This window comes from Streptomyces sp. NPDC056061 (assembly GCF_042266885.1).
Classification (GTDB): Bacteria; Actinomycetota; Actinomycetes; order Streptomycetales; family Streptomycetaceae; genus Streptomyces.
This window is the reverse complement of sequence record NZ_JBHJWQ010000004.1, coordinates 183658-205452: the sequence shown is the minus strand read 5'-3', so window position 1 is coordinate 205452 and position 21795 is coordinate 183658. Positions and strand designations below refer to the sequence as shown.

Genomic DNA, 21795 nt, shown 5'->3' with positions numbered 1-21795 from the left:
GGTGCCGGGTACGACAGCGCCGGACGGGCTTGACTTCCGAAGCCCGTCCGGCGCCGCCGCGGCGGTGCCTGCGCACCGCTGCGTGGAGAGGTGTGTGCGCTACCTCACGAAGACTCCCGCCTGACCGGCCAGGTCCAGGAAGTACTGCGGGGCCAGGCCCAGCACCAGCGTGACCGCGACACCGACGGCGATCGTGGTCATCGTCAGCGGGGACGGGACGGCGACCGTCGGGCCGTCCGCCTTCGGCTCGCTGAAGAACATCAGCACGATGACCCGGATGTAGAAGAACGCGGCGATCGCCGACGAGATCACACCGACCACGACCAGCCCTCCCGCGCCGCCGTCCGCCGCCGCCTTGAAGACGGCGAACTTCCCGGAGAACCCGGAGGTCAGCGGGATACCGGCGAAGGCCAGCAGGAACACCGCGAAGACCGCGGCGACCAGCGGCGAGCGCCGACCGAGCCCGGCCCACTTCGACAGGTGCGTCGCCTCGCCGCCCGCGTCGCGCACCAGGGTGACGACGGCGAACGCGCCGACCGTCACGAAGGAGTACGCGCCCAGGTAGAAGAGGACCGACGAGATGCCGTCCGGGGTGGCCGCGATGACACCGGCGAGGATGAACCCGGCGTGCGCGATCGAGGAGTAGGCGAGCAGCCGCTTGATGTCGGTCTGGGTGATGGCGACGATCGCACCGCCCAGCATGGTGACGATCGCGATGCCCCACATGACCGGGCGCCAGTCCCAGGTGAGGCCCGGCAGCACCACGTACAGCAGGCGCAGCAGCGCGCCGAACGCGGCGACCTTGGTGGCGGCGGCCATGAAGCCGGTGACCGGGGTCGGGGCGCCCTGGTAGACGTCCGGGGTCCACATGTGGAAGGGGACGGCTCCGACCTTGAAGAGCAGACCGGTGAGGATCATCGCGCCGCCGATCAGCAGCAGCGCGTCGTTGCCCATGGTGGCGGCGAGCGCCGGGTCGATCTTCGTGACGGAGCCGTCGACCACGCTCGCGATCGTGGCGTACGACACGGAGCCCGCGTAGCCGTACAGCAGGGCGATCCCGAAGAGCAGGAACGCCGACGAGAAGGCGCCGAGCAGGAAGTACTTCACCGCGGCCTCCTGCGACATCAGCCGCTTGCGGCGGGCGACGGCGCAGAGCAGGTAGAGCGGGAGGGAGAAGACCTCCAGGGCCACGAAGAGCGTCAGCAGGTCGTTGGCGGCCGGGAAGACCAGCATGCCGGCGATCGAGAAGAGGACCAGCGGGAAGACCTCGGTGGTGGTGAACCCGGCCCGGACCGCTGCCTTCTCGCTGTCGCTGCCGGGCACCGAGGCGGCCTGCGCGGCGAAGGAGTCGACGTTGTTTCCGTGCGAGGCGGGGTCGAGCCGCCGCTCGGCGAAGGTGAAGACCGCGACCAGCGAGGTCAGCAGGATGGTGCCCTGCAGGAACAGCGTCGGGCCGTCGATCGCGATGGCGCCCATCGCCGCGATGTGCGCCTTGGTGGTGCCGTACCCCCCGGCGGCGAGGCCGACGACCGCGGCGAACGCGGCGGCGAGGGCGACGACGGTCAGGAAGACCTGCGTGTAGTAGCGGGACCGGCGCGGCACGAACGCCTCGACGAGCACGCCCACCACGGCCACGCCGATCACGATGAGGACCGGCATGAGCTGGGTGTACTCGATGACCGGGGCCTTGAATTTCTCGGCCGGGGCGGCAGAGGTCACCCCGCCCGCCGTTGCCCACAGGCTGTGGACAGCTGATGCGCTCACTTGGCGGCCTCCACCTCAGGCTGGGGGTCCTTCTTCTGGACGTCCGACATGGTGTGCTGCACCGCCGGGTTGACGATCTCGGTCAGCGGCTTCGGGTAGACCCCCAGGAAGAGCAGCAGCGCGATCAGCGGGACGACCACCGCCAGCTCCCGGACCTTGAGGTCCGGCATGCCGCTGACCTCGGCCTTCACCGGGCCGGTCATCGTCCGCTGGTAGAGGACGAGGACGTACAGCGCGGCGAGCACGATGCCGGTGGTGGCGATGATGCCCGCCGCCGGGTACGCGCTGAACGCGCCGACCAGGACCAGGAACTCGCTGACGAACGGGGCGAGTCCGGGCAGCGACAGGGTCGCCAGGCCGCCGATCAGGAAGGTGCCCGCCAGCACCGGGGCCACCTTCTGCACCCCGCCGTAGTCGGCGATGAGCCGCGAGCCGCGCCGGGTGATCAGGAAGCCCGCCACCAGCATCAGCGCGGCGGTCGAGATCCCGTGGTTGACCATGTAGAGCGTGGCACCGGACTGGCCCTGGCTGGTCATCGCGAAGATGCCCAGGACGATGAAGCCGAAGTGCGAGATCGAGGCGTAGGCGATCAGGCGCTTGATGTCGCGCTGGCCGACGGCGAGCAGCGCCCCGTAGACGATGCTGATCAGCGCCAGGACGACGATCACCGGCGTCGCCCACTTGCTGGCCTCCGGGAAGAGCTGGAGGCAGAAGCGGAGCATCGCGAAGGTGCCGACCTTGTCGACGACCGCGGTGATCAGGACGGCGACCGGGGAGGTCGCCTCGCCCATGGCGTTGGGCAGCCAGGTGTGCAGCGGCCACAGCGGGGCCTTCACCGCGAAGGCGAAGAAGAACCCGAGGAACAGCCAGCGTTCGGTGCTCGTCGCCATGGACAGCGAGCCGTTGGCGCGGGCCTCGGCGATCTCGGAGAGCGAGAACGTCCCCGCGACCACGTACAGCCCGATCACGGCGGCCAGCATGATCAGGCCGCCGGCCAGGTTGTAGAGGAGGAACTTCACCGCGGCGTAGGAGCGCTGCGCCGCCGCGTTCTCCTCGCCGCCGTCCGCCGCGGCGGAGGTGGCCCGGTCCCCGAAGCCGCCGATGAGGAAGTACATCGGGATGAGCATGGCTTCGAACAGGACGTAGAAGAGGAAGACGTCGGTGGCCTCGAAGGAGAGGATCACCATCGCCTCGGTCATCAGCATCAGGGCGAAGAAGCCCTGCGTGGGCCGCCAGCGGCGGCTCCTGTTCTCCAGAGGGTCGGCGTCGTGCCAGGCCGCCAGGATGATGAAGGGCAGCAACAGGGCGGTGAGCGCCATGAGCGCGACCCCGATGCCGTCCACGCCCAGTTCGTACCGGACCCCGAAGTCCTTGATCCAGGCGTGCGATTCGGTGAGCTGGTAGCGCGGGCCGCCGGGCTCGAACCGGGCGAGCGCGACGCCCGCCAGGACGAGTGTGGCCAGCGAGAACACCAGCGCGGTCCATTTGGCGGCGGTACGCCGGGCGGCCGGGACGGCGGCGGTGGCGATCGCGCCGATGGCCGGGAGCGCCGCCGTCGCTGTCAGGAGGGGAAAGGACATGTGATCAGACCGCCCTCATCAGCAGGGTCGCGGCGATGACGATCGCCGTACCGCCGAACATCGAGACCGCGTAGGAGCGGGCGTAGCCGTTCTGCAGCTTGCGCAGCCGGCCGGAGAGCCCGCCCATCGTGGCGGCCGTGCCGTTGACGACCCCGTCGACCAGGGTGTGGTCGACGTACACCAGGGAGCGGGTGAGGTGCTCGCCGCCGCGGACCAGGACCACGTGGTTGAAGTCGTCCTGGAGGAGGTCGCGGCGGGCGGCCCGGGTGAGCAGCGAGCCGCGCGGGGCGGTGACCGGGACCGGCTTGCGTCCGTACATCGCCCAGGCGATGGCGACCCCGACGGCGAGGACCACCATGGTGGCGGCCGTGACGGTGGTGGCGCCGATCGGGGCGTGTCCGTGGCTGTGTCCGGTGACCGGCTCCAGCCAGTTCAGGAAGCGGTCGCCGATGGAGAACAGCCCGCCCGCGAAGACCGAGCCGAAGGCGAGGACGATCATGGGGATGGTCATCGACTTCGGGGACTCGTGCGGGTGCGGCTCGTTGCCGTCCGCGTCCGGCTGCCAGCGCTTCTCGCCGAAGAACGTCAGCAGCATCACGCGCGTCATGTAGAACGCGGTGATCGCGGCGCCCAGCAGGGCGACCGAGCCGAGGATCCAGCCCTCGGTACCGCCCTTGGCGAAGGCCGCCTCGATGATCTTGTCCTTGGAGAAGAAGCCGGACAGGCCGGGGAAGCCGATGATGGCCAGGTAGCCGAGGCCGAAGGTGATGAAGGTGACCGGCATGTACGTCCTGAGGCCGCCGAACTTCCGCATGTCGACCTCGTCGTTCATGCCGTGCATGACCGAACCGGCGCCGAGGAAGAGTCCGGCCTTGAAGAAGCCGTGCGTCACCAGGTGCATGATCGCGAAGACGTAGCCGATCGGGCCGAGCCCGGCGGCCAGGATCATGTAGCCGATCTGCGACATCGTCGACCCGGCGAGGGCCTTCTTGATGTCGTCCTTCGCGCAACCGACGATCGCACCGAACAGGAGCGTGACCGCGCCGACGATCACCACGACCAGCTGCGCGTCCGGTGCCGCGTCGAAGATCGCGCCGGACCGGACGATGAGGTAGACGCCCGCGGTCACCATGGTCGCGGCGTGGATGAGGGCCGAGACCGGGGTCGGGCCCTCCATCGCGTCACCGAGCCAGGACTGGAGCGGCACCTGGGCCGACTTGCCGCAGGCGGCGAGCAGCAGCATCAGGCCGATCGCCGTCAGCTTGCCCTCGCTCGTGTCCCCCGTCGACGCCAGCACCGGCCCGAAGGCGAAGGTGCCGAACGTGGTGAACATCAGCATGATGGCGATCGACAGGCCCATGTCGCCGACCCGGTTGACCAGGAACGCCTTCTTCGCGGCGGTGGCCGCGCTCGGCTTGTGCTGCCAGAAGCCGATCAGCAGGTACGAGGCGAGGCCGACGCCCTCCCATCCCGCGTACAGCAGCAGGTAGTTGTCGGCGAGGACCAACAGCAGCATCGCCGCGAGGAACAGGTTCAGATAGCCGAAGAAGCGGCGACGGCGTTCGTCGTGCTCCATGTAGCCGATCGAGTAGATGTGGATCAGGGTGCCCACACCGGTGATCAGCAGCACGAACGTCATCGACAACTGGTCGAGCTGGAAGGCCACATCGGCCCGGAAGCCCTCGACCGGGATCCAGCTGAAAAGCTTCTGGTGCAGCGCCCGGTCATCGGCCGTCCGCCCCAGCATGTCGAGGAAGAGCACCGCGCCGACGACGAACGACGCGGCGGCGAGCAGGGTGCCGATCCAGTGTCCGGAGCGGTCGAGCCGTCGGCCGCCGCAGAGCAGGACCGCCGCTCCGAGCAGAGGCGCCGCGACGAGCAGCGCAATCAGGTTCTCCACGATTCAACGTCCCCTTACAGCTTCATCAGGCCGGCGTCGTCGACCGAGGCCGAGTGGCGGGAACGGAACACCGACACGATGATCGCGAGCCCCACCACGACCTCCGCGGCGGCGACGACCATCGTGAAGAACGCGATGATCTGGCCGTCGAGGTTGCCGTGCATCCGGGAGAAGGTCACGAAAGCGAGGTTGCAGGCGTTGAGCATCAGCTCCACGCACATGAACAGGACGATCGCGTTCCGCCGGATCAGCACCCCGGCCGCGCCGATGGTGAACAACAGGGCGGCGAGATAGAGGTAGTTGACCGGATTCACTTGGCGACCTCCTCGTCTTCGTTGTCGCGGCCGAGCCGCTCCTCGGAGCGCTGCTCCAGAGCCCGCAACTGCTCCAGGGATTCGCCCGACACGTCACGGACCTGACCGCGTTCGCGCAGCGTCCGCATGACGGTGAGCTCGGACGGGGTGCCGTCCGGGAGCAGACCGGGGATGTCCACCGCGTTGTGCCGGGCGTAGACGCCCGGGGCGGGCAGCGGCGGCAGCTGACTGCCGCGCACCCGGGCCTCGGACAACTCCCGCTGCGTACGGGCGCGTTCGGTGCGCTCGCGGTGGGTGAGCACCATCGCGCCGACCGTCGCGGTGATCAGCAGGGCGCCGGTGATCTCGAAGGCGAAGACGTACTTGGTGAAGATGAGGCTGGCCAGCCCCTCGACGTTCCCGCCGTGCTGGGCGTTGGCGACGCCGAGCCCGTTGAAACTGTTCAGCGAGGCGTTGCCGATGCCCGCGATCAGCAGGACGCCGAAGCCGAGACCGCAGCCCGCGGCCAGCCAGCGCTGGCCCCTGATGGTCTCCTTCAGCGAGTCGGCGGCCGTGACGCCGACCAGCATGACGACGAAGAGGAACAGCATCATGATCGCGCCGGTGTAGACGACGATCTGCACGACGCCCAGGAAGTAGGCGCCGTTGGCCAGATAGAACACCGCCAGGACGATCATGGTCCCGGCGAGGCTCAGCGCACTGTGCACGGCTTTTTTCATCAGGACGGTGGACAGCGCGCCGAGCACGGCGACGGTGCCCAGGATCCAGAACTGGACGGCCTCCCCGGTCGAGGTCTGGGAGGCCGCCGCGGCCAGGACCGTCATGCGCCCACCCCCTGCGCCGAGCCGTTGTTCTCGTGCTTGCCGTGCGCGTCGTCTGACGGCTTCTCGCCCTTGGAGACGGCGACCTGGCGCTCCGTACCGGGGGCGGCCTCGGCGACCAGGCCCCGGTAGTAGTCCTGCTCGTCCATCCCGGGGTAGATCGCGTGCGGAGTGTCGACCATGCCCTCCTCCAGGCCCGCGAGCAGCTCGTCCTTGGTGTAGATGAGGCTCTCGCGGGTGGTGTTGGCGAGCTCGAACTCGTTGGTCATCGTGAGCGCCCGGGTCGGGCACGCCTCGATGCACAGGCCGCACAGGATGCAGCGCGCGTAGTTGATCTGGTAGACGCGGCCGTAGCGCTCACCTGGCGAGTAGCGCTCCTCGTCGGTGTTGTCCGCGCCCTCCACGTAGATGGCGTCCGCCGGACAGGCCCAGGCGCACAGCTCGCAGCCGATGCACTTCTCCAGCCCGTCCGGGTGACGGTTGAGCTGATGCCGACCGTGGAAGCGCGGCGCCGTCACCTTCTGCGTTTCCGGATACTGCTCCGTCAACCGCTTCTTGAACATGGCCTTGAAGGTCACGCCGAAGCCGGCGACGGGGTTCTGGAACTTCTCTCCCGAGGGCTCCTTCGACTCAGACACCGTCAGCCTCCTTTCCGTCACTCGCATTTCCGTCACTCTCAGTGTCCGACCCGCCACTGACAACGAGCTGTCGCTCGCCCCGCGGCCTGCGGCGCGGCACCGGCGGCAGGGTCTGTCCGGGCAGCGGAGGCACCGGGAACCCGCCCGCCATCGGATCGAATCCCGGTTCCGGACCCGCCTTCTCCGCTTCGGCCCGGCCCTTGTTGTCGCGGAAGACCTCGACGACGAAGGAGAGCAGCAGGACCGCGATCACGGCCCCGGCCACGTACAGGACGATCCGGGAGAACTCGTAGCCCTCGTTGCTCAGCGCCCGCACGGTGGCGACCATCATCAGCCAGACCACGGAGACCGGGATCAGGACCTTCCAGCCGAGCTTCATCAGCTGGTCGTAGCGGACGCGGGGGAGCGTGCCGCGCAGCCAGATGAAGAAGAACAGCAGCAGCTGGACCTTGAGCACGAACCAGAGCATCGGCCACCAGCCGTGGTTCGCGCCCTCCCAGAAGGTGCTGATCGGCCAGGGCGCCCGCCAGCCGCCCAGGAACAGGGTGGTGGAGACCGCGGAGACGGTCACCATGTTCACGTACTCGGCGAGCATGAACATCGCGAACTTGATGGACGAGTACTCGGTGTTGAAGCCGCCGACCAGGTCGCCCTCGGACTCCGGCATGTCGAACGGGGCCCGGTTGGTCTCCCCGACCATCGTGACGATGTAGATGATGAAGGACACCGGCAGCAGCAGGATGAACCAGCGGTCCTGCTGCGCCTCCACGATCTTCGAGGTCGACATCGACCCGGAGTAGAGGAAGACCGAGGCGAACGCGGCGCCCATCGCGATCTCGTAGCTGATCATCTGGGCGCAGGAGCGCAGCCCGCCCAGGAGCGGGTACGTCGACCCGGACGACCAGCCCGCCAGCACGATGCCGTAGATGCCGACCGAGGCCACCGCGAGGATGTACAGCATCGCGATCGGCAGGTCGGTGAGCTGCATCGTCGTCCGGTGCCCGAAGATCGAGACCTCGTTGCCGGACGGGCCGAACGGGATCACGGCGATCGCCATGAACGCCGGGATGGCGGCGACGATCGGCGCGAGCACGTACACGATCTTGTCGGCGCGCTTGACGACGACGTCTTCCTTCAGCATCAGCTTCACACCGTCGGCGAGCGACTGGAGCATGCCCCAGGGCCCGTTCCGGTTGGGGCCGATGCGCAACTGCATCCAGGCGACGACCTTGCGCTCCCACACGATGGAGAACAGCACGGTCACCATCAGGAACGCGAAGCAGAACACCGCCTTGACGACGACGAGCCACCACGGGTCGGTGCCGAACATCGACAGGTCCTCGGCGGCGAGCACGGCATCGCGCGGTGCCGCGGCAAGTTGAGCGAAGGCTGTCACGCCCCCACCTCCGGTGTGATGTCGTCAGCGCCCGGTGCGACGGGGCCGATCCGGACCAGACCGCCGGGCCGGGCGCCGGTGTCGGCCGGGACGCCCCGCCCGACGGAGTTGAGCGGCACCCAGACCACCCGGTCCGGCATGTCGGTGATCTTCAGCGGGAGTTCGACGGCGCCCGCCGGGCCGGTGACGGCCAGCAGGTCGCCGTCCTCGACGCCTGTCTCGGCGGCGGTGGCGGCGGACAGCCTGGCGACCGCGGCGTGCCGGGTACCGGCCAGCGCGTCGTCGCCCTCCTGGAGCCGTCCCAGGTCGAGCAGCATCCGGTGGCCGGCCAGGACCGCCTCGCCGTCGCCCGGCCGGGGCAGCGGCTGCGCCGGCTCGTTCGGGTCGTCGGCGTGGGCACCGGCCCAGCCGCCGAGCCGGTCCAGTTCGCGGCGGACGGACTTGAGGTCCGGCAGCGCGAAGCGGGCGGGCCCCTCGGCGTCGGTGACCCCGGCCACCGCTTCGGCCAGCATGTGCAGCGCCCGCGCGTCGGTCGGGGCGGGCGTCCGGGTCATCTGCTCGGGCTTCAGCGCCGCCTCGAACAGCCGGGCCCGGCCCTCCCAGTTGAGGAAGGTCCCGGCCTTCTCGGCCACCGCGGCGACCGGCAGGACCACATCGGCCCGTTCGGTGACCTCGCCGGGCCGCAGCTCCAGCGAGACCAGGAACCCGACCCGGTCCAGGGCCTCCAGGGCCCGCGACGGGTCCGGCAGGTCGGCGGGCTCGACCCCGGCGACGAGCAGCGCGCCGAGTTCGCCGGTGGCCGCCGCCTCCAGGATCTGGCCGGTGTCGCGGCCGAAGCGGGCGGGGAGTTCGGCGACGCCCCACACGGCCGCCACCTCGTCCCTGGCCCGCGGGTCGGTCGCCGGACGGCCGCCGGGCAGCAGCGACGGGAGTGCGCCCGCCTCCACCGCGCCGCGCTCGCCGGCTCGCCGCGGGATCCACACCAGCGCGGCCCCGGTAGCGGTCGCCGTCCGCACCGCGGCGGTCAGCCCGCCCGGCACGGCGGCCAGCCGCTCGCCGACCACGATCACGGAACCGTCGCCGCGCAGCGCCTCGGCCGCCGCGGCGCCGTCGCCGTCGAGCCCGACGCCGCCCGCGATGGCGTCCAGCCACTCGGTCTCGGTGCCGGGGGCGGCGGGGAGCAGCGTGCCGCCCGCCTTGGTGAGGCCGCGGGTGGCGTGCGAGGCGACGGCGTAGGTGCGCTGTCCGTGCTTGCGCATCGCCTTGCGCAGCCGCAGGAAGACGCCGGGGGCCTCCTCCTCGGACTCGAACCCGACCAGCAGCACGGTCGGGGCCTTCTCCAGTGAGGTGTACGTGACCCCCGTGCTTCCCCCAAGTTCTCGGCTTCGCTCGAACAGGGAGGGACCCCCTAGGTCCCTGCCGCGTCCGGCGACGCGGGCGGCCAGGAAGTCGGCCTCCTCGCCGCTGTGCGCGCGGGCCCGGAAGTCGACGTCGTTGGTGTCCAGCACCACCCGTGCGAACTTGCCGTACGCGTACGCGTCCTCGACGGTCACCCGGCCGCCGGTCAGGACACCGGCCCGGCCGCGTGCGGCGGCCAGTCCGGTGGCCGCGGCGGCCAGGGCCTCGGGCCAGCTCGCGGGTTCCAGGACGCCGTCCGCGTTCCGCACCAGCGGCGTGGTGAGCCGGTCGCGCTGCTGCGCGTAGCGGAACGCGAAGCGGCCCTTGTCGCAGATCCACTCCTCGTTGACCTCGGGGTCGTCGGCGGCGAGCCGCCGCATGACCTTGCCGCGCCGGTGGTCGGTGCGGGTGGCGCAGCCGCCCGCGCAGTGCTCGCACACCGACGGCGAGGACACCAGGTCGAAGGGGCGGGAGCGGAAGCGGTACGCGGCCGAGGTCAGCGCCCCGACCGGGCAGATCTGGATGGTGTTCCCGGAGAAGTACGACTCGAACGGGTCGCCCTCCCCGGTGCCGACCTGCTGGAGCGCGCCGCGCTCGATCAGCTCGATCATCGGGTCGCCCGCCACCTGGTTGGAGAACCGGGTGCAGCGCGCGCAGAGCACGCAGCGCTCGCGGTCCAGCAGCACCTGGGTGGAGATCGGGACGGGCTTCTCGTACGTCCGCTTCTTCCCGTCGAAGCGGGAGTCGGCGTCGCCGTGCGACATCGCCTGGTTCTGCAGCGGGCACTCGCCGCCCTTGTCGCAGACCGGGCAGTCCAGCGGGTGGTTGATGAGCAGCAGCTCCATCACACCCTTCTGGGCCTTCTCGGCGACGGGCGAGCTGAGCTGCGACTTGACGACCATGCCGTCGGTGCAGGTGATGGTGCAGGAGGCCATCGGCTTGCGCTGGCCCTCGACCTCGACGATGCACTGCCGGCAGGCACCGGCCGGGTCGAGGAGCGGGTGGTCGCAGAAGCGCGGGATCTCGATGCCGAGGAGTTCGGCGGCCCGGATGACCAGGGTGCCCTTGGGCACGCTGATCTCGATGCCGTCGATCGTCAGCGTGACGAGGTCCTCGGGCGGGACGGCCGCCTCGCCTCCCCCGGAGGGCGCACTCGTGGTGACGGTCATGCGTTCACCCCCTGGTGAGCGTTCTTGTCGTCGGCCCAGACGGTCGACCTGGCGGGATCGAAGGGGCAGCCCTTGCCCGTGATGTGCTGCTCGTACTCCGCGCGGAAGTACTTCAGCGAGGAGAAGATCGGTGAGGCGGCGCCGTCGCCGAGGGCGCAGAAGGACTTGCCGTTGATGTTGTCGGCGATGTCGTTCAGCTTGTCGAGATCGGCCATCTGTCCCTTGCCCGCCTCGATGTCGCGGAGCAGTTGGACGAGCCAGTACGTGCCCTCGCGGCACGGGGTGCACTTGCCGCAGGACTCGTGTGCGTAGAACTCGGTCCAGCGGGTGACGGCGCGCACGACGCAGGTGGTCTCGTCGAAGCACTGGAGCGCCTTGGTGCCGAGCATGGAACCGGCGGCGCCGACGCCCTCGTAGTCGAGCGGGACGTCGAGGTGTTCGTCGGTGAACATCGGGGTGGAGGAGCCGCCCGGGGTCCAGAACTTCAGCCGGTGCCCGCGGCGCATGCCGCCGCTCATGTCGAGCAGTTGGCGCAGCGTGATGCCGAGCGGGGCCTCGTACTGGCCGGGGCTCGCGACGTGCCCGCTGAGCGAGTACAGCGTGAAGCCCGGGGACTTCTCGCTGCCCATGGAGGTGAACCACTCCTTGCCGTTGTTCAGGATCGCGGGAACCGAGGCGATGGACTCGACGTTGTTCACCACGGTGGGGCAGGCGTACAGACCGGCGACCGCGGGGAAGGGGGGTCGCAGCCGGGGCTGGCCGCGTCGTCCTTCGAGCGAGTCGAGCAGTGCGGTCTCCTCACCGCAGATGTACGCGCCGGCGCCCGCGTGCACGGTGAGTTCCACGTCGAGCCCGGAGCCCAGGATGTTCGTGCCGAGCAGGCCCGCCTCGTACGCCTCGCGCACGGCCTCGTGCAGCCGCCGCAGTACGGGGACGACCTCGCCGCGCAGGTAGATGAAGGCGTGTGCGGAGCGGATCGCGTAGCAGGCGATCACGATGCCTTCGACGAGGGAGTGCGGGTTGGCGAAGAGGAGCGGGATGTCCTTGCAGGTCCCGGGCTCCGATTCGTCGGCGTTGACGACGAGGTAGTGCGGTTTGCCGTCGCCCTGCGGGATGAACTGCCATTTCATCCCGGTGGGGAAGCCCGCGCCGCCGCGTCCGCGCAGACCGGAGTCCTTGACGTACGCGATGAGGTCGTCCGGCGACATGGCGAGGGCCTTGCGCAGTCCCTCGTACCCGCCGTGGCGGCGGTAGGTGTCCAGGGTCCAGGAGCGCGGTTCGTCCCAGAACGCGGAGAGGACGGGGGCGAGCAGCTTCTCGGGGTCTCCCCCGTTGCCGCCGCCGTTGTCGCCGATCTCGGTGGCCAACGTCATCACGCTCCCTCCTCGGCTGCGGGGCCTGCCGCCGGGCGCCGGCCCTGCGGGGTGTCGGCGGGGCCGGATTCGCCGTGCGGGCTCTCGCCGCGCGGGGCGACGACGCGCGGGTGCGGTTCCTCGCCCCTGGCGAGCCGGAGACCGGCCAGCGAGGCGGGGCCGGCGCCGCCGGACGCCTCGACGGCACCGGGGCGCTCGTCGGGGAAGCCGGCCAGGATGCGGGCGGTCTCCTTGTACGAGCACAGCGGGGCGCCGCGGGTGGGTTCGACGGTGCGCCCGGCGAGCAGGTCGTCGACCAGGCGGGTCGCGCTCTCGGGCGTCTGGTTGTCGAAGAACTCCCAGTTGACCATCACCACGGGGGCGAAGTCGCAGGCCGCGTTGCACTCGATGTGTTCGAGGGTGATCTTCCCGTCCTCGGTCGTCTCGTCGTTGCCGACGCCGAGGTGCTCCTTGAGCCGGTCGAAGATCGCGTCGCCGCCCATCACCGCGCACAGCGTGTTGGTGCAGACACCGACCTGGTAGTCGCCGCTCGGCCTGCGCCGGTACATGGTGTAGAAGGTGGCGACCGCGGTGACCTCGGCGGTGGTGAGGCCGAGCAGCTCGGCGCAGAACGCCATGCCGGTGCGGGAGACGTAGCCCTCCTCGGCCTGCACCAGGTGCAGCAGCGGCAGCAGTGCGGACCGGCTGCCGGGGTAACGGGCGATCACCTCCTTCGCGTCCGCTTCGAGCCTGGCGCGCACCTCGGCCGGGTAGGCGGGGGCGGGGAGCTGCGGCATCCCCAGACTGACTTCCTGTCGTGCTTCGGTCACCGGTCGACGCCTCCCATCACGGGGTCGATGGACGCGACGGCGACGATGACGTCGGCGACTTGGCCGCCCTCGCACATCGCCGCCATGGCCTGGAGGTTGGTGAAGGACGGGTCGCGGAAGTGGACCCGGTAGGGGCGGGTGCCGCCGTCGGAGACGATGTGCACGCCGAGCTCGCCCTTGGGCGATTCGACGGCGGTGTACGTCTGCCCGGCGGGGACCCGGAAGCCCTCGGTCACCAGCTTGAAGTGGTGGATCAGGGCCTCCATCGAGGTACCCATGATCTTCTTGATGTGGTCGAGCGAGTTGCCGAGCCCGTCCGGGCCGAGCGCGAGCTGCGCGGGCCAGGCGATCTTCTTGTCGGCGACCATCACCGGGCCCGGGGCGAGCCGGTCGATGCACTGCTCGATGATCCGCAGCGACTGGCGCATCTCCTCCAGCCGGACGAGGAAGCGGCCGTATGCGTCGCAGCTGTCGGTGGTGGGGACGTCGAACTCGTAGTTCTCGTATCCGCAGTACGGGTCCGTCTTGCGCAGGTCGTGCGGGAGTCCGGCGGAGCGCAGGATCGGTCCGGTGGCGCCCAGCGCCATGCAGCCGGTCAGGTCGAGGTAGCCGACGTCCTGCATGCGGGCCTTGAAGATGGGGTTGCCGGTGGCGAGCTTGTCGTACTCCGGCAGGTTCTTCCTCATGGTCTTCACGAACTCGCGCAGCTGGTCGATCGCGCCGGGCGGCAGGTCCTGGGCGAGTCCTCCGGGCCGGACGAACGCGTGGTTCATCCGCAGTCCGGTGATCAGCTCGAAGAGGTCGAGGACGAGTTCGCGGTCCCGGAACCCGTAGATCATGATCGTGGTGGCGCCGAGTTCCATGCCTCCGGTGGCGATGCACACCAGGTGCGAGGAGAGCCGGTTCAGCTCCATCAGCAGCACGCGCAGGACGGTGGCGCGGTCGGGGATCTGGTCCTCGATGCCGAGGAGCTTCTCGACGCCGAGGCAGTACGCCGTCTCGTTGAAGAACGGCGTCAGGTAGTCCATGCGCGTCACGAAGGTGGTGCCCTGGGTCCAGTTCCGGTATTCGAGGTTCTTCTCGATGCCGGTGTGGAGGTAGCCGATGCCGCAGCGGGCCTCGGTGACGGTCTCGCCGTCGATCTCCAGGATCAGCCGCAGCACCCCGTGGGTGGACGGGTGCTGGGGACCCATGTTGACGATGATGCGCTCGTCGTCGGACTTGACCGCGGACTCGGCGACCTCGTCCCAGTCTCCGCCGGTGACCGTATATACGGTCCCCTCGGTCGTGGCGCGGGCATCGGACAGGGGCGTCCCGGTGGGGTCCGACGCGGGGTGGGAATGGGGAGTGGTCATCAGGAGTACGACCTCCGCTGGTCCGGAGCCGGGATCTGGGCGCCCTTGTACTCGACGGCGATGCCGCCGAGCGGGTAGTCCTTGCGCTGCGGGAAGCCCTGCCAGTCGTCCGGCATCATGATCCGGGTGAGGGCGGGGTGGCCGTCGAAGACGAGCCCGAAGAAGTCGTACGCCTCGCGCTCGTGCCAGTCGTTGGTCGGGTAGACCGCGACGAGCGAGGGAAGGTGCGGGTCGTCGTCCGGGGCCGAGACCTCCAGGCGGATCAGCCTGCCGTGGGTGAGCGAGCGCAGGTGGTAGACGGCGTGCAGCTCGCGGCCCTTGTCGCCGGGGAAGTGGACCGCGCTGACCCCGGTGCAGAGCTCGAAGCGCAGGGCGGGGTCGTCACGCAGGGTCCGGGCCACCCGGACCAGGTGCTCGCGGGCGATGTGGAAGGTGAGCTCGCCCCGGTCGACGACGGTCTTCTCGATGGCGTTCGCGGGAAGCAGGTCCTGTTCCTCCAGGGCCCCCTCCAGCTCGTCGGCCACCTCGTCGAACCAGCCGCCGTAGGGGCGGGACGCGGCACCGGGCAGGGCCACGGTGCGGACGAGGCCGCCGTAGCCGGAGGTGTCGCCGCCGTTGTTGGCGCCGAACATGCCCCGGCGTACGCCGATGACCTCGCCGCCCTCGTCGCGCGGTGCGGGGAGACCGCTGCCGTCCTGTGCGTCGTGGACATGGTTCTCGCTCATCGCAGCAGCCCCTTCATCTCGATCAGGGGCAGGGCCTTGAGCGCGGCTTGCTCCGCCTCGCGGGCGGCCTCCTCCGCGTTGACGCCGAGCTTGGTGTTCTGGATCTTCTGGTGGAGCTTGAGGATCGCGTCCATCAGCATCTCCGGGCGCGGCGGGCAACCCGGCAAATAGATGTCTACCGGCACAATATGATCAACACCCTGAACAATGGCGTAATTGTTGAACATTCCGCCCGATGAGGCACAAACCCCCATGGAGATCACCCACTTGGGGTTGGGCATCTGGTCGTAGACCTGCCGCAGGACGGGCGCCATCTTCTGGCTGACCCGTCCTGCCACGATCATCAGATCCGCCTGGCGCGGCGATCCGCGGAAGACCTCCATCCCGAAGCGGGCGAGGTCGTAGCGCCCGGCGCCGGTCGTCATCATCTCGATGGCGCAGCAGGCGAGGCCGAACGTGGCCGGGAAGACGGAGGACTTCCGCACCCAGCCCGCGGCCTGCTCGACGGTGGTCAGCACGAAGCCGCTGGGCAGCTTCTCTTCGAGTCCCATGGTGTGCCCCTCAGCCCCTCAGTCCCATTCCAGGCCGCCGCGACGCCATACGTACGCGTAGGCGACGAAGACGGTGAGCACGAAGAGCAGCATCTCCACGAGCCCGAAGATCCCCAGCGCGTCGAAGGTGACCGCCCAGGGATAGAGGAAGACGATCTCGATGTCGAAGACGATGAAGAGCATCGCCGTCAGGTAGTACTTGATGGGGAAGCGGCCGCCTCCGGCCGGAGTGGGGGTGGGTTCGATCCCGCACTCGTACGCTTCGAGCTTTGCCCGGTTGTACCGCTTGGGGCCGATAAGCGTGGCCATGACCACGGAGAAGATCGCAAACCCTGCCCCGAGGGCGCCGAGCACGAGGATGGGCGCGTAGGCATTCACGCTCCTCGCTCCTTCCAGTCGTCCTTGACCGTTGGACCGCATCGGGCGATTTCGGCTCGCCGCCCCACCAAGATCGTGCACATGTGAGGCAGTTCACAAGCCCGACTGCCCCGCATCCTATGCCCGCCGTCCTGTGATCTGCGACACGGGGTAGTAGACGGAGTTTGTGATCTCCACCACCCGACGAACGATCATGAAGTCGGATGGGCGTCGATCTTTTCACGCAAAGCGGCAGAGCCGTCACGAGATGTGACATCTGATGCTGTTATCGCTGGTCAAAGCGCGTTTCCATTAACAATGGAACGCCTCTGCACGCAAATTGGCAATGGACAGCGATGCGTGATATGTACACCCGCCTGCTCCGGGGCCCCGGCACCCCGTCCGGGCCCGCCCGAACTCATCCCCGCGAGGGGTCACACGTCACACGAAGTGGACGTGTGCACACATTCACGATCTTCCGGACGCGCGGTCCGCGCGCCGGGTCCGCACCCACCGCCATCCGCGCTCCGGCGATCGCGCCCCCGGCATCCACCCACCGGGCTCGCCACCCACCGGCACCCGCACTCCCCCACCCCGGACCGCGCCGCGCGGCACACCGCCGCACCACTCACGCTCCCCATTCGGTCACACATGACCGCGAACCGCCCGCAACCGCCCACACCCGACACCCGTTCCGTGACCTGCGTCACTCGACGACCCCCCTCGCGAAAGCGGGCTTGGCCATCAGTGCGAACGGATGGTAAGCGGCGGGCAATTCGGACTAATTGGCGAAAGTCCGTGATCACAGCGGTGATCGGGTGCGCCCGTTATGTCCGTTACGGCGTCAATAAGGCTCACCAGAAAGCGGATTCACAGATTCCGAACGTAACTGTGTCGCAACACACGTTTCTTGATGGGAGGCCGGAAGCCCTGATAGCGCTAGTACCCATGTCCCACACCGCTCACATACCCAGCCACCGGAAGCCCCGCCGAAGCGCTCCGAAGACGGCGCTGCGCGCCGGAGTTGCCGGTGGCGTCCTCAGCACCATCGCGGTCGCCGGCGCTGCTGGACCGGCTCAGGCCGAGCCGGTGACCCAGACCATCGAGATGCCCACCATCACCGAGGGGCTCTCCACCACCGTCGCCGCTTCCGCCCAGGCGACGGAGCAGGTCGCCCAGGACCTGCAGACGCAGGCCCAGCAGGATGCCGCCGCGACCACCGCCGCCAAGGCCGCCAAGAAGGCCAAGGCCGAGGCGGTCCGCAAGGCCGAGGCCAAGCAGAAGGCGGAGGCCGCCGCTCGGGCGAAGGCCGAGGCCGCCCTGCGTGCCTCGCGCACCCAGGCCCGTACGACGCTCAGCGCGACCTCCGGCTCCTCCGCCGGTACCTCCGCCTCCTCGTACTCGTCGTACGCGTCCTCTTCTTCTTCGTCCTCGTCCTCGTCCTCGTCGAGCGCGACCGGCTCCGCCGCGTCCGTCCTCTCCTTCGTGAAGGCCCAGGTCGGCGACGCGTACGTGTCCGGCGGCACCGGCCCCAACTCGTGGGACTGCTCGGGCTTGGTCCAGGCCGCGTTCCGTTCGGTCGGCGTCGACCTGCCCCGTGTCTCGCAGGCCCAGTCCACCGCGGGCACCCAGGTCTCCCTGAGCAACCTTCAGCCGGGCGACATCCTGTACTGGGGCGGCGCGGGCAGCGCGTACCACGTCGCGGTGTACGTGGGCGGCGGCGAGTTCGTCGGTGCGCAGAACTCCAGCACCGGTGTGGTGCAGCGCCCGCTGTCCTACGACCCGCCGTCGGGCGCGGTCCGCGTTCTCTGATTCACAAGCGCGCGTGAAGCGCGCCGGACGTGCCCGCGGCACGCCGGAAACACGTATGCGGCACGGCGAAGGGCCGTCGCTCCCCCGCTCGGGAGCGACGGCCCTTCGCCGTGCGCCGCCGCCCGAGCGCGCTCGCCCCGGGACGGCCCCGTGGAGAGCCGGTACCGTGCCCGCATCGGCAGCCGACACGCCTCTGTGCACCGACGCCCAACTGCATTACAGTTCCCATTCTTTGGACACGAAGGGAAAAGAGGCGTGAAAGATTTAGCACCGCTGCTCGTCGTCGCCATCGCCTACGCCTTGCTTCGCGCATTATTTCTGTTCGCCCGCAAGACCTATCACGGCTGGCGGCTCCCTCCACCGTCGATCACCTCGGCACACGTCGGCGCATTCCAGAGACAGACGTTCCAGGAAATATGCCGGAGAGCGTCCCGGCCCGGCCAGGACGTCCGCATGACGGACTATTTCGACGGCCGGGGATGGAATCACGCGGACGCCTTGCTGATTGTCGCCGAACCTCTCAAACACCAGATGATCAAAACGCGCGGATGGAGATTCGGCGTGTACTGCCCGACCCGAAAAGGCTGGGCCGAGTACCGGACGAACTTCATGTGGACGGGGAGCGAGGAAGCAGTGCAGATATTCGCCGACAACGGCAGTTTCGTCGCCACCAACATCAACAGCCCTCATGCCTCCGTACAGGTGCGCCACGGCAACACCACCGATCAGCGCCATGTCTCCAACCGGCAGCTGATCGAGGCGCTGCGCGAGGACGCCCGCCGTGCGGACGGCGACGAAGCGGTGCGGGCACAGGAGTACGCCGACGATCTGGCGGAAGCGGTCCGGACGGAGAGTTCCGACCGGGTGAACCGGGTCCTCGGCCGCGTCAACGCACTGCTCGCGACGGCGCAGTCGGCCTTCTCCCTCACCAGGGAACTGCTGCCGCCCAGCTCCTGAGAGCCCACGCGGTTGGGTAGGGTTTCCGATGGATGGGCCAGGTTTCCGACGAGCGGGAACGGCCCTCGTGGGTGGGCCCGTATCCGATCGGCCGCACGGAAAACGGTGGAACCCGGTGAAATCCCGGTAGGACCTGGTGGAAGCCGGTGGGAGCCCGGTGGGGAAAACCCCACCACGACCGCGGTGCTGGCACCCGAAGGGATTCGGGTGCCCTCTTTACTGCCCGAACCGGCTGCTGCCGACACGATGATGACATGCAGCCGACGCACGCTCATTCGTCCGGTCGCGGTCGCGACTCGTTCATAGACATCATCAGAGCACTATGTGTGCTGGCCGTGATTTCCCAGCACTGGCTCATGCCGGTACTGGCCTATGAAAACGGTCAATTGAGCACCGGGAATGCCCTCGCCAGTCCCGGGTGGTGGATTGTCACCTGGCTGACCCAGGTCATGCCGATGGTCTTCTTCGCGGGTGGGGCCGCCAATTTCTTTTCGTTCCGATCGGTCAAATCGGTGCGCGAATGGCTCCGGAGCCGGATCGCGCGCCTGCTGGTGCCGGTCGTACCGCTGACCGCGGTATGGCTGTTCCTGCCCCACCTGCTGATCGGTGGAGGCGTGCCCCGGCAGCCGGTCCTGATGGCGGGCAAGATTGCCGGGCAACTGCTCTGGTTCCTCGCCGTCTACGTGCTGGTGGTCGCGGTCACACCCGTCATGTACGCGTTGTACCGCCGGTATGGATGGCGCGTGATCGGAGTTCTCGCGATCTGTGCGCTGGTCGTCGACGTACTGCGCTTCGAGGTGAGCCCTGCGATCGGTTTCCTGAATGCCCTGTTCGTCTGGCTGGCGGCCCACCAGTTCGGCTTCCACTACGCCGACGGCGGCCTGAACATGCGGAGCGGGTGGACGTCGGCGGGCCTGGCCGTCGCCGGCTTCGGGCTCACCGCGGCCGCCGTGTTCTTCGGGCCCTACCCGGCGTCCATGATCGGAATGCCCGGTGCCCCCGTCTCCAACATGAGCCCCCCGACCGCGCTGATGGTGTCGCTGACGATCGGGCAGCTCGGACTCTGGCTGGCGCTCAAACCGGCCATGACGCGATTCGCCGGACGTCCGGGTGTCGCCGCCGCCCTGCAGTGGTGCGGGACCCGCTTCATGACCCTGTATCTCTGGCACATGCCGGCTCTCGTGGTGACGGCGGGAATCCTCGTTGTCGGCCTCGGCTTCGCGACCCCGGCTCCCGGCAGCCCGATGTGGTTCGCGGTGATTCCGGTGTGGGTCGGAGTCGCCGGGGTGTCCCTGATGTGCTTCACGAGGGTCTTCGGCCGGTTCGAAATCCGTCGTGGTTCCGCAAGGGGGTCGGACACGAGCCTGGGCAAGGTCGTTCTCGCGGCCGTACTTGCCGCCGGAGGGCTTCTCGGACTTGCCGCGCAGGGGTTCATCTCCGCCGGGGACTCGCTCGGGAACTCGCTCGGACCGGTGCTGTGGGTGCTGCTGGTGCTGGCGGGGCTGCTCATCGTGCGGGAGAAGAACGCCCGGGAATCCCTTGTCGTGCAGAGCTCGCGCACCGTTGTCGCGCAAGGCCCTCGCACCGCGCCCACGCGAGTGGCCGTCCGCGGTGAGGGCGCCCCGGCTCTCGCGGCGGCGAGGACAGCGGGGGCGGCGAGGGTCGCAGGTGGCGATCCCTCGTCCTGAGCACGACCGCGGCCCGCGGTCCGCCGTCCGTGGTCGGGTGTCCGTGGTTCGGACCACGGGCTCGCGGTCACGGACGGCGGACCGCGCGTGCGGGGCTCGTCATCCGGGCATCGCGCTGCCGCGCCTCATGCCCCGTCGGCCGGGTCTCCCCCGGCGTCGTCGGGCGCGAGGTGCTGCCGGACCAGACCGACCATGCCGTCGATGAGAGGGCCCGGCTCGACGGACGGGTCGAGCGACCGCTGAAGCAGGTAGCCGTCGATCGCCGCCGTGAGGGTGACCGCGACGACGAGCGGACGCGTGACACCACGGGCCGCGAACCAGTCGCACAACGACTGCCGGAACTCGGCCAGCAGGTCGGCGGTCTCGGCCCGCAGTTGGTCGTCCCGGCCGGCCGCGACGAGGGATTCGTACAACAGCAGCAGTTCCGGGTCGCGCGGATCACTGGCCGACAGGGCGCGGAGCAGGGTTTCGACGGCCACGGCCGGGTCCGATTGCGTCAGGGCCTCGCCGATCCGGTCGCGGAAGAACATCCGGATCTTCCGCACGGCGGCAATGCGCCGGAGTTCGCCGATGCTTCCCACGTGGTAGTGGATCACGCCGGTATTGACGCCCGCGCGCTCCGCGACCCGCCGACTGCTCACATCGCCCCAGCCCAACTCGGGGATGAGCGAGGCGGCGGCCTCGATGAGCCTCTCCCGCGTATCCGTCCGGGGCGAGGGGTTCGTGGACTCGCTGCTCACAATCGCATTCCTTGGATCGAGATCACCACATTCACGCCGGCCGAGGCCAGTGCGATCGCTTCGAGGACGAGCAGTTGCACCGGCAGCGCATCGGGCACGACGGGAAATACCGCGCCGAGATCGGCCGCGAAGACCGCAATGTAGCCGAGGCTCAGCACCAGCGCCGCCACGAATGCCCAGTGCTGGTTCGCCATGGCGAACCCGGCCACCACGAAGCTGGCGAGGCCGAGCGAGGTCAGATACACGTTGAAGCTGTTGAACTGCCACCGCGGCAGTGGGGAGAAGTCCCGCGTGTCGATCAGCTTCCCCGGAACCATGGGAATCAGCAGGAGCGCTTCCCAGACCAGGAGCGCCGCCGTCACCGTCGCCAACAGTGATTGATTCATTACATCCTCCATCGCCGCTGTGGAACCGGCAGCCGTCGAGGACCGGCAACCGTTGATTTGGA

Annotated in this window: 19 protein-coding genes; 3 read left to right on the top strand and 16 right to left on the bottom strand. The window is 69.1% G+C overall.

Features of this window, described 5'->3' with window-relative positions; translation table 11 throughout:
* Positions 1-99: 99 nt before the first annotated feature.
* The 14 genes from nuoN to ACFC79_RS08890 are packed head-to-tail and all read right to left on the bottom strand — an operon-like array spanning position 100 to position 16171.
* Complete coding sequence (nuoN, locus tag ACFC79_RS08955; RefSeq protein ID WP_376237101.1) at positions 100-1764, bottom strand: NADH-quinone oxidoreductase subunit NuoN; 1665 nt, start codon at positions 1762-1764, stop codon at positions 100-102.
* Complete coding sequence (locus ACFC79_RS08950) at positions 1761-3344, bottom strand: NADH-quinone oxidoreductase subunit M (protein WP_376237099.1); 1584 nt, start codon at positions 3342-3344, stop codon at positions 1761-1763. Before ACFC79_RS08950 ends, nuoN begins: the two co-directional genes overlap by 4 nt.
* Positions 3345-3348: 4 nt before the next feature.
* Positions 3349-5244: an NADH-quinone oxidoreductase subunit L gene (nuoL, locus tag ACFC79_RS08945; protein WP_376237096.1), complete on the bottom strand. Its 1896-nt coding sequence runs from the start codon at positions 5242-5244 to the stop codon at positions 3349-3351.
* A 14-nt stretch (positions 5245-5258) separates the two neighbouring features.
* Entirely contained in the window at positions 5259-5558 is a 300-nt protein-coding gene (gene nuoK, locus ACFC79_RS08940) for an NADH-quinone oxidoreductase subunit NuoK (protein WP_376237093.1), read from the bottom strand.
* Positions 5555-6382: an NADH-quinone oxidoreductase subunit J gene (locus ACFC79_RS08935; RefSeq protein ID WP_376237090.1), complete on the bottom strand. Its 828-nt coding sequence runs from the start codon at positions 6380-6382 to the stop codon at positions 5555-5557. Before ACFC79_RS08935 ends, nuoK begins: the two co-directional genes overlap by 4 nt.
* Entirely contained in the window at positions 6379-7044 is a 666-nt protein-coding gene (gene nuoI, locus ACFC79_RS08930) for an NADH-quinone oxidoreductase subunit NuoI (RefSeq protein ID WP_376237087.1), read from the bottom strand. Before nuoI ends, ACFC79_RS08935 begins: the two co-directional genes overlap by 4 nt.
* On the bottom strand, positions 7010-8413 hold the full coding sequence (gene nuoH / locus ACFC79_RS08925; RefSeq protein ID WP_376237084.1) for an NADH-quinone oxidoreductase subunit NuoH: 1404 nt from the start codon (positions 8411-8413) through the stop codon (positions 7010-7012). Before nuoH ends, nuoI begins: the two co-directional genes overlap by 35 nt.
* Positions 8410-10980: an NADH-quinone oxidoreductase subunit G gene (locus ACFC79_RS08920; RefSeq protein WP_376237081.1), complete on the bottom strand. Its 2571-nt coding sequence runs from the start codon at positions 10978-10980 to the stop codon at positions 8410-8412. Before ACFC79_RS08920 ends, nuoH begins: the two co-directional genes overlap by 4 nt.
* On the bottom strand, positions 10977-12353 hold the full coding sequence (nuoF, locus tag ACFC79_RS08915) for an NADH-quinone oxidoreductase subunit NuoF (RefSeq protein ID WP_376237078.1): 1377 nt from the start codon (positions 12351-12353) through the stop codon (positions 10977-10979). Before nuoF ends, ACFC79_RS08920 begins: the two co-directional genes overlap by 4 nt.
* Positions 12353-13129 carry an NADH-quinone oxidoreductase subunit NuoE gene (gene nuoE, locus ACFC79_RS08910; protein WP_376237523.1) on the bottom strand — a complete coding sequence of 259 codons (777 nt, stop codon included), beginning with the start codon at positions 13127-13129 and terminating at the stop codon, positions 12353-12355. The genes nuoF and nuoE overlap by 1 nt, the downstream gene beginning before the upstream one ends.
* 29 nt (positions 13130-13158) lie before the next feature.
* Positions 13159-14517: an NADH-quinone oxidoreductase subunit D gene (locus ACFC79_RS08905; RefSeq protein ID WP_376237075.1), complete on the bottom strand. Its 1359-nt coding sequence runs from the start codon at positions 14515-14517 to the stop codon at positions 13159-13161.
* Positions 14517-15242: an NADH-quinone oxidoreductase subunit C gene (locus ACFC79_RS08900; protein WP_376237072.1), complete on the bottom strand. Its 726-nt coding sequence runs from the start codon at positions 15240-15242 to the stop codon at positions 14517-14519. Before ACFC79_RS08900 ends, ACFC79_RS08905 begins: the two co-directional genes overlap by 1 nt.
* A complete protein-coding gene (locus ACFC79_RS08895) occupies positions 15239-15793 on the bottom strand; it encodes a NuoB/complex I 20 kDa subunit family protein (protein ID WP_376237069.1) in 555 nt (184 codons plus the stop codon). Before ACFC79_RS08895 ends, ACFC79_RS08900 begins: the two co-directional genes overlap by 4 nt.
* An 18-nt stretch (positions 15794-15811) precedes the next feature.
* Positions 15812-16171, bottom strand: coding sequence for an NADH-quinone oxidoreductase subunit A (locus ACFC79_RS08890; protein WP_003992243.1), 360 nt, complete (start codon positions 16169-16171; stop codon positions 15812-15814).
* Between the two features lie 927 nt (positions 16172-17098).
* Between ACFC79_RS08890 and ACFC79_RS08885 the strand changes: the two genes are divergently transcribed.
* The 3 genes from ACFC79_RS08885 to ACFC79_RS08875 all read left to right on the top strand — a co-directional run bounded on the left by ACFC79_RS08885 (position 17099) and on the right by ACFC79_RS08875 (position 20607).
* Positions 17099-17962, top strand: a complete 864-nt coding sequence (locus ACFC79_RS08885; RefSeq protein ID WP_376237066.1) for a C40 family peptidase — start codon at positions 17099-17101, stop codon at positions 17960-17962.
* 255 nt (positions 17963-18217) lie between these two features.
* Positions 18218-18919 carry a hypothetical protein gene (locus ACFC79_RS08880; RefSeq protein ID WP_376237063.1) on the top strand — a complete coding sequence of 234 codons (702 nt, stop codon included), beginning with the start codon at positions 18218-18220 and terminating at the stop codon, positions 18917-18919.
* 326 nt (positions 18920-19245) lie between these two features.
* Positions 19246-20607: an acyltransferase gene (locus ACFC79_RS08875; protein WP_376237060.1), complete on the top strand. Its 1362-nt coding sequence runs from the start codon at positions 19246-19248 to the stop codon at positions 20605-20607.
* 125 nt (positions 20608-20732) lie between these two features.
* Here the strand turns inward: ACFC79_RS08875 and ACFC79_RS08870 are convergent, their stop codons facing one another.
* Both ACFC79_RS08870 and ACFC79_RS08865 read right to left on the bottom strand, forming a co-directional pair.
* On the bottom strand, positions 20733-21347 hold the full coding sequence (locus ACFC79_RS08870) for a TetR/AcrR family transcriptional regulator (RefSeq protein ID WP_376237057.1): 615 nt from the start codon (positions 21345-21347) through the stop codon (positions 20733-20735).
* Positions 21344-21733, bottom strand: a complete 390-nt coding sequence (locus ACFC79_RS08865) for a hypothetical protein (protein ID WP_376237054.1) — start codon at positions 21731-21733, stop codon at positions 21344-21346. The genes ACFC79_RS08870 and ACFC79_RS08865 overlap by 4 nt, the downstream gene beginning before the upstream one ends.
* Positions 21734-21795 lie beyond the last annotated feature (62 nt).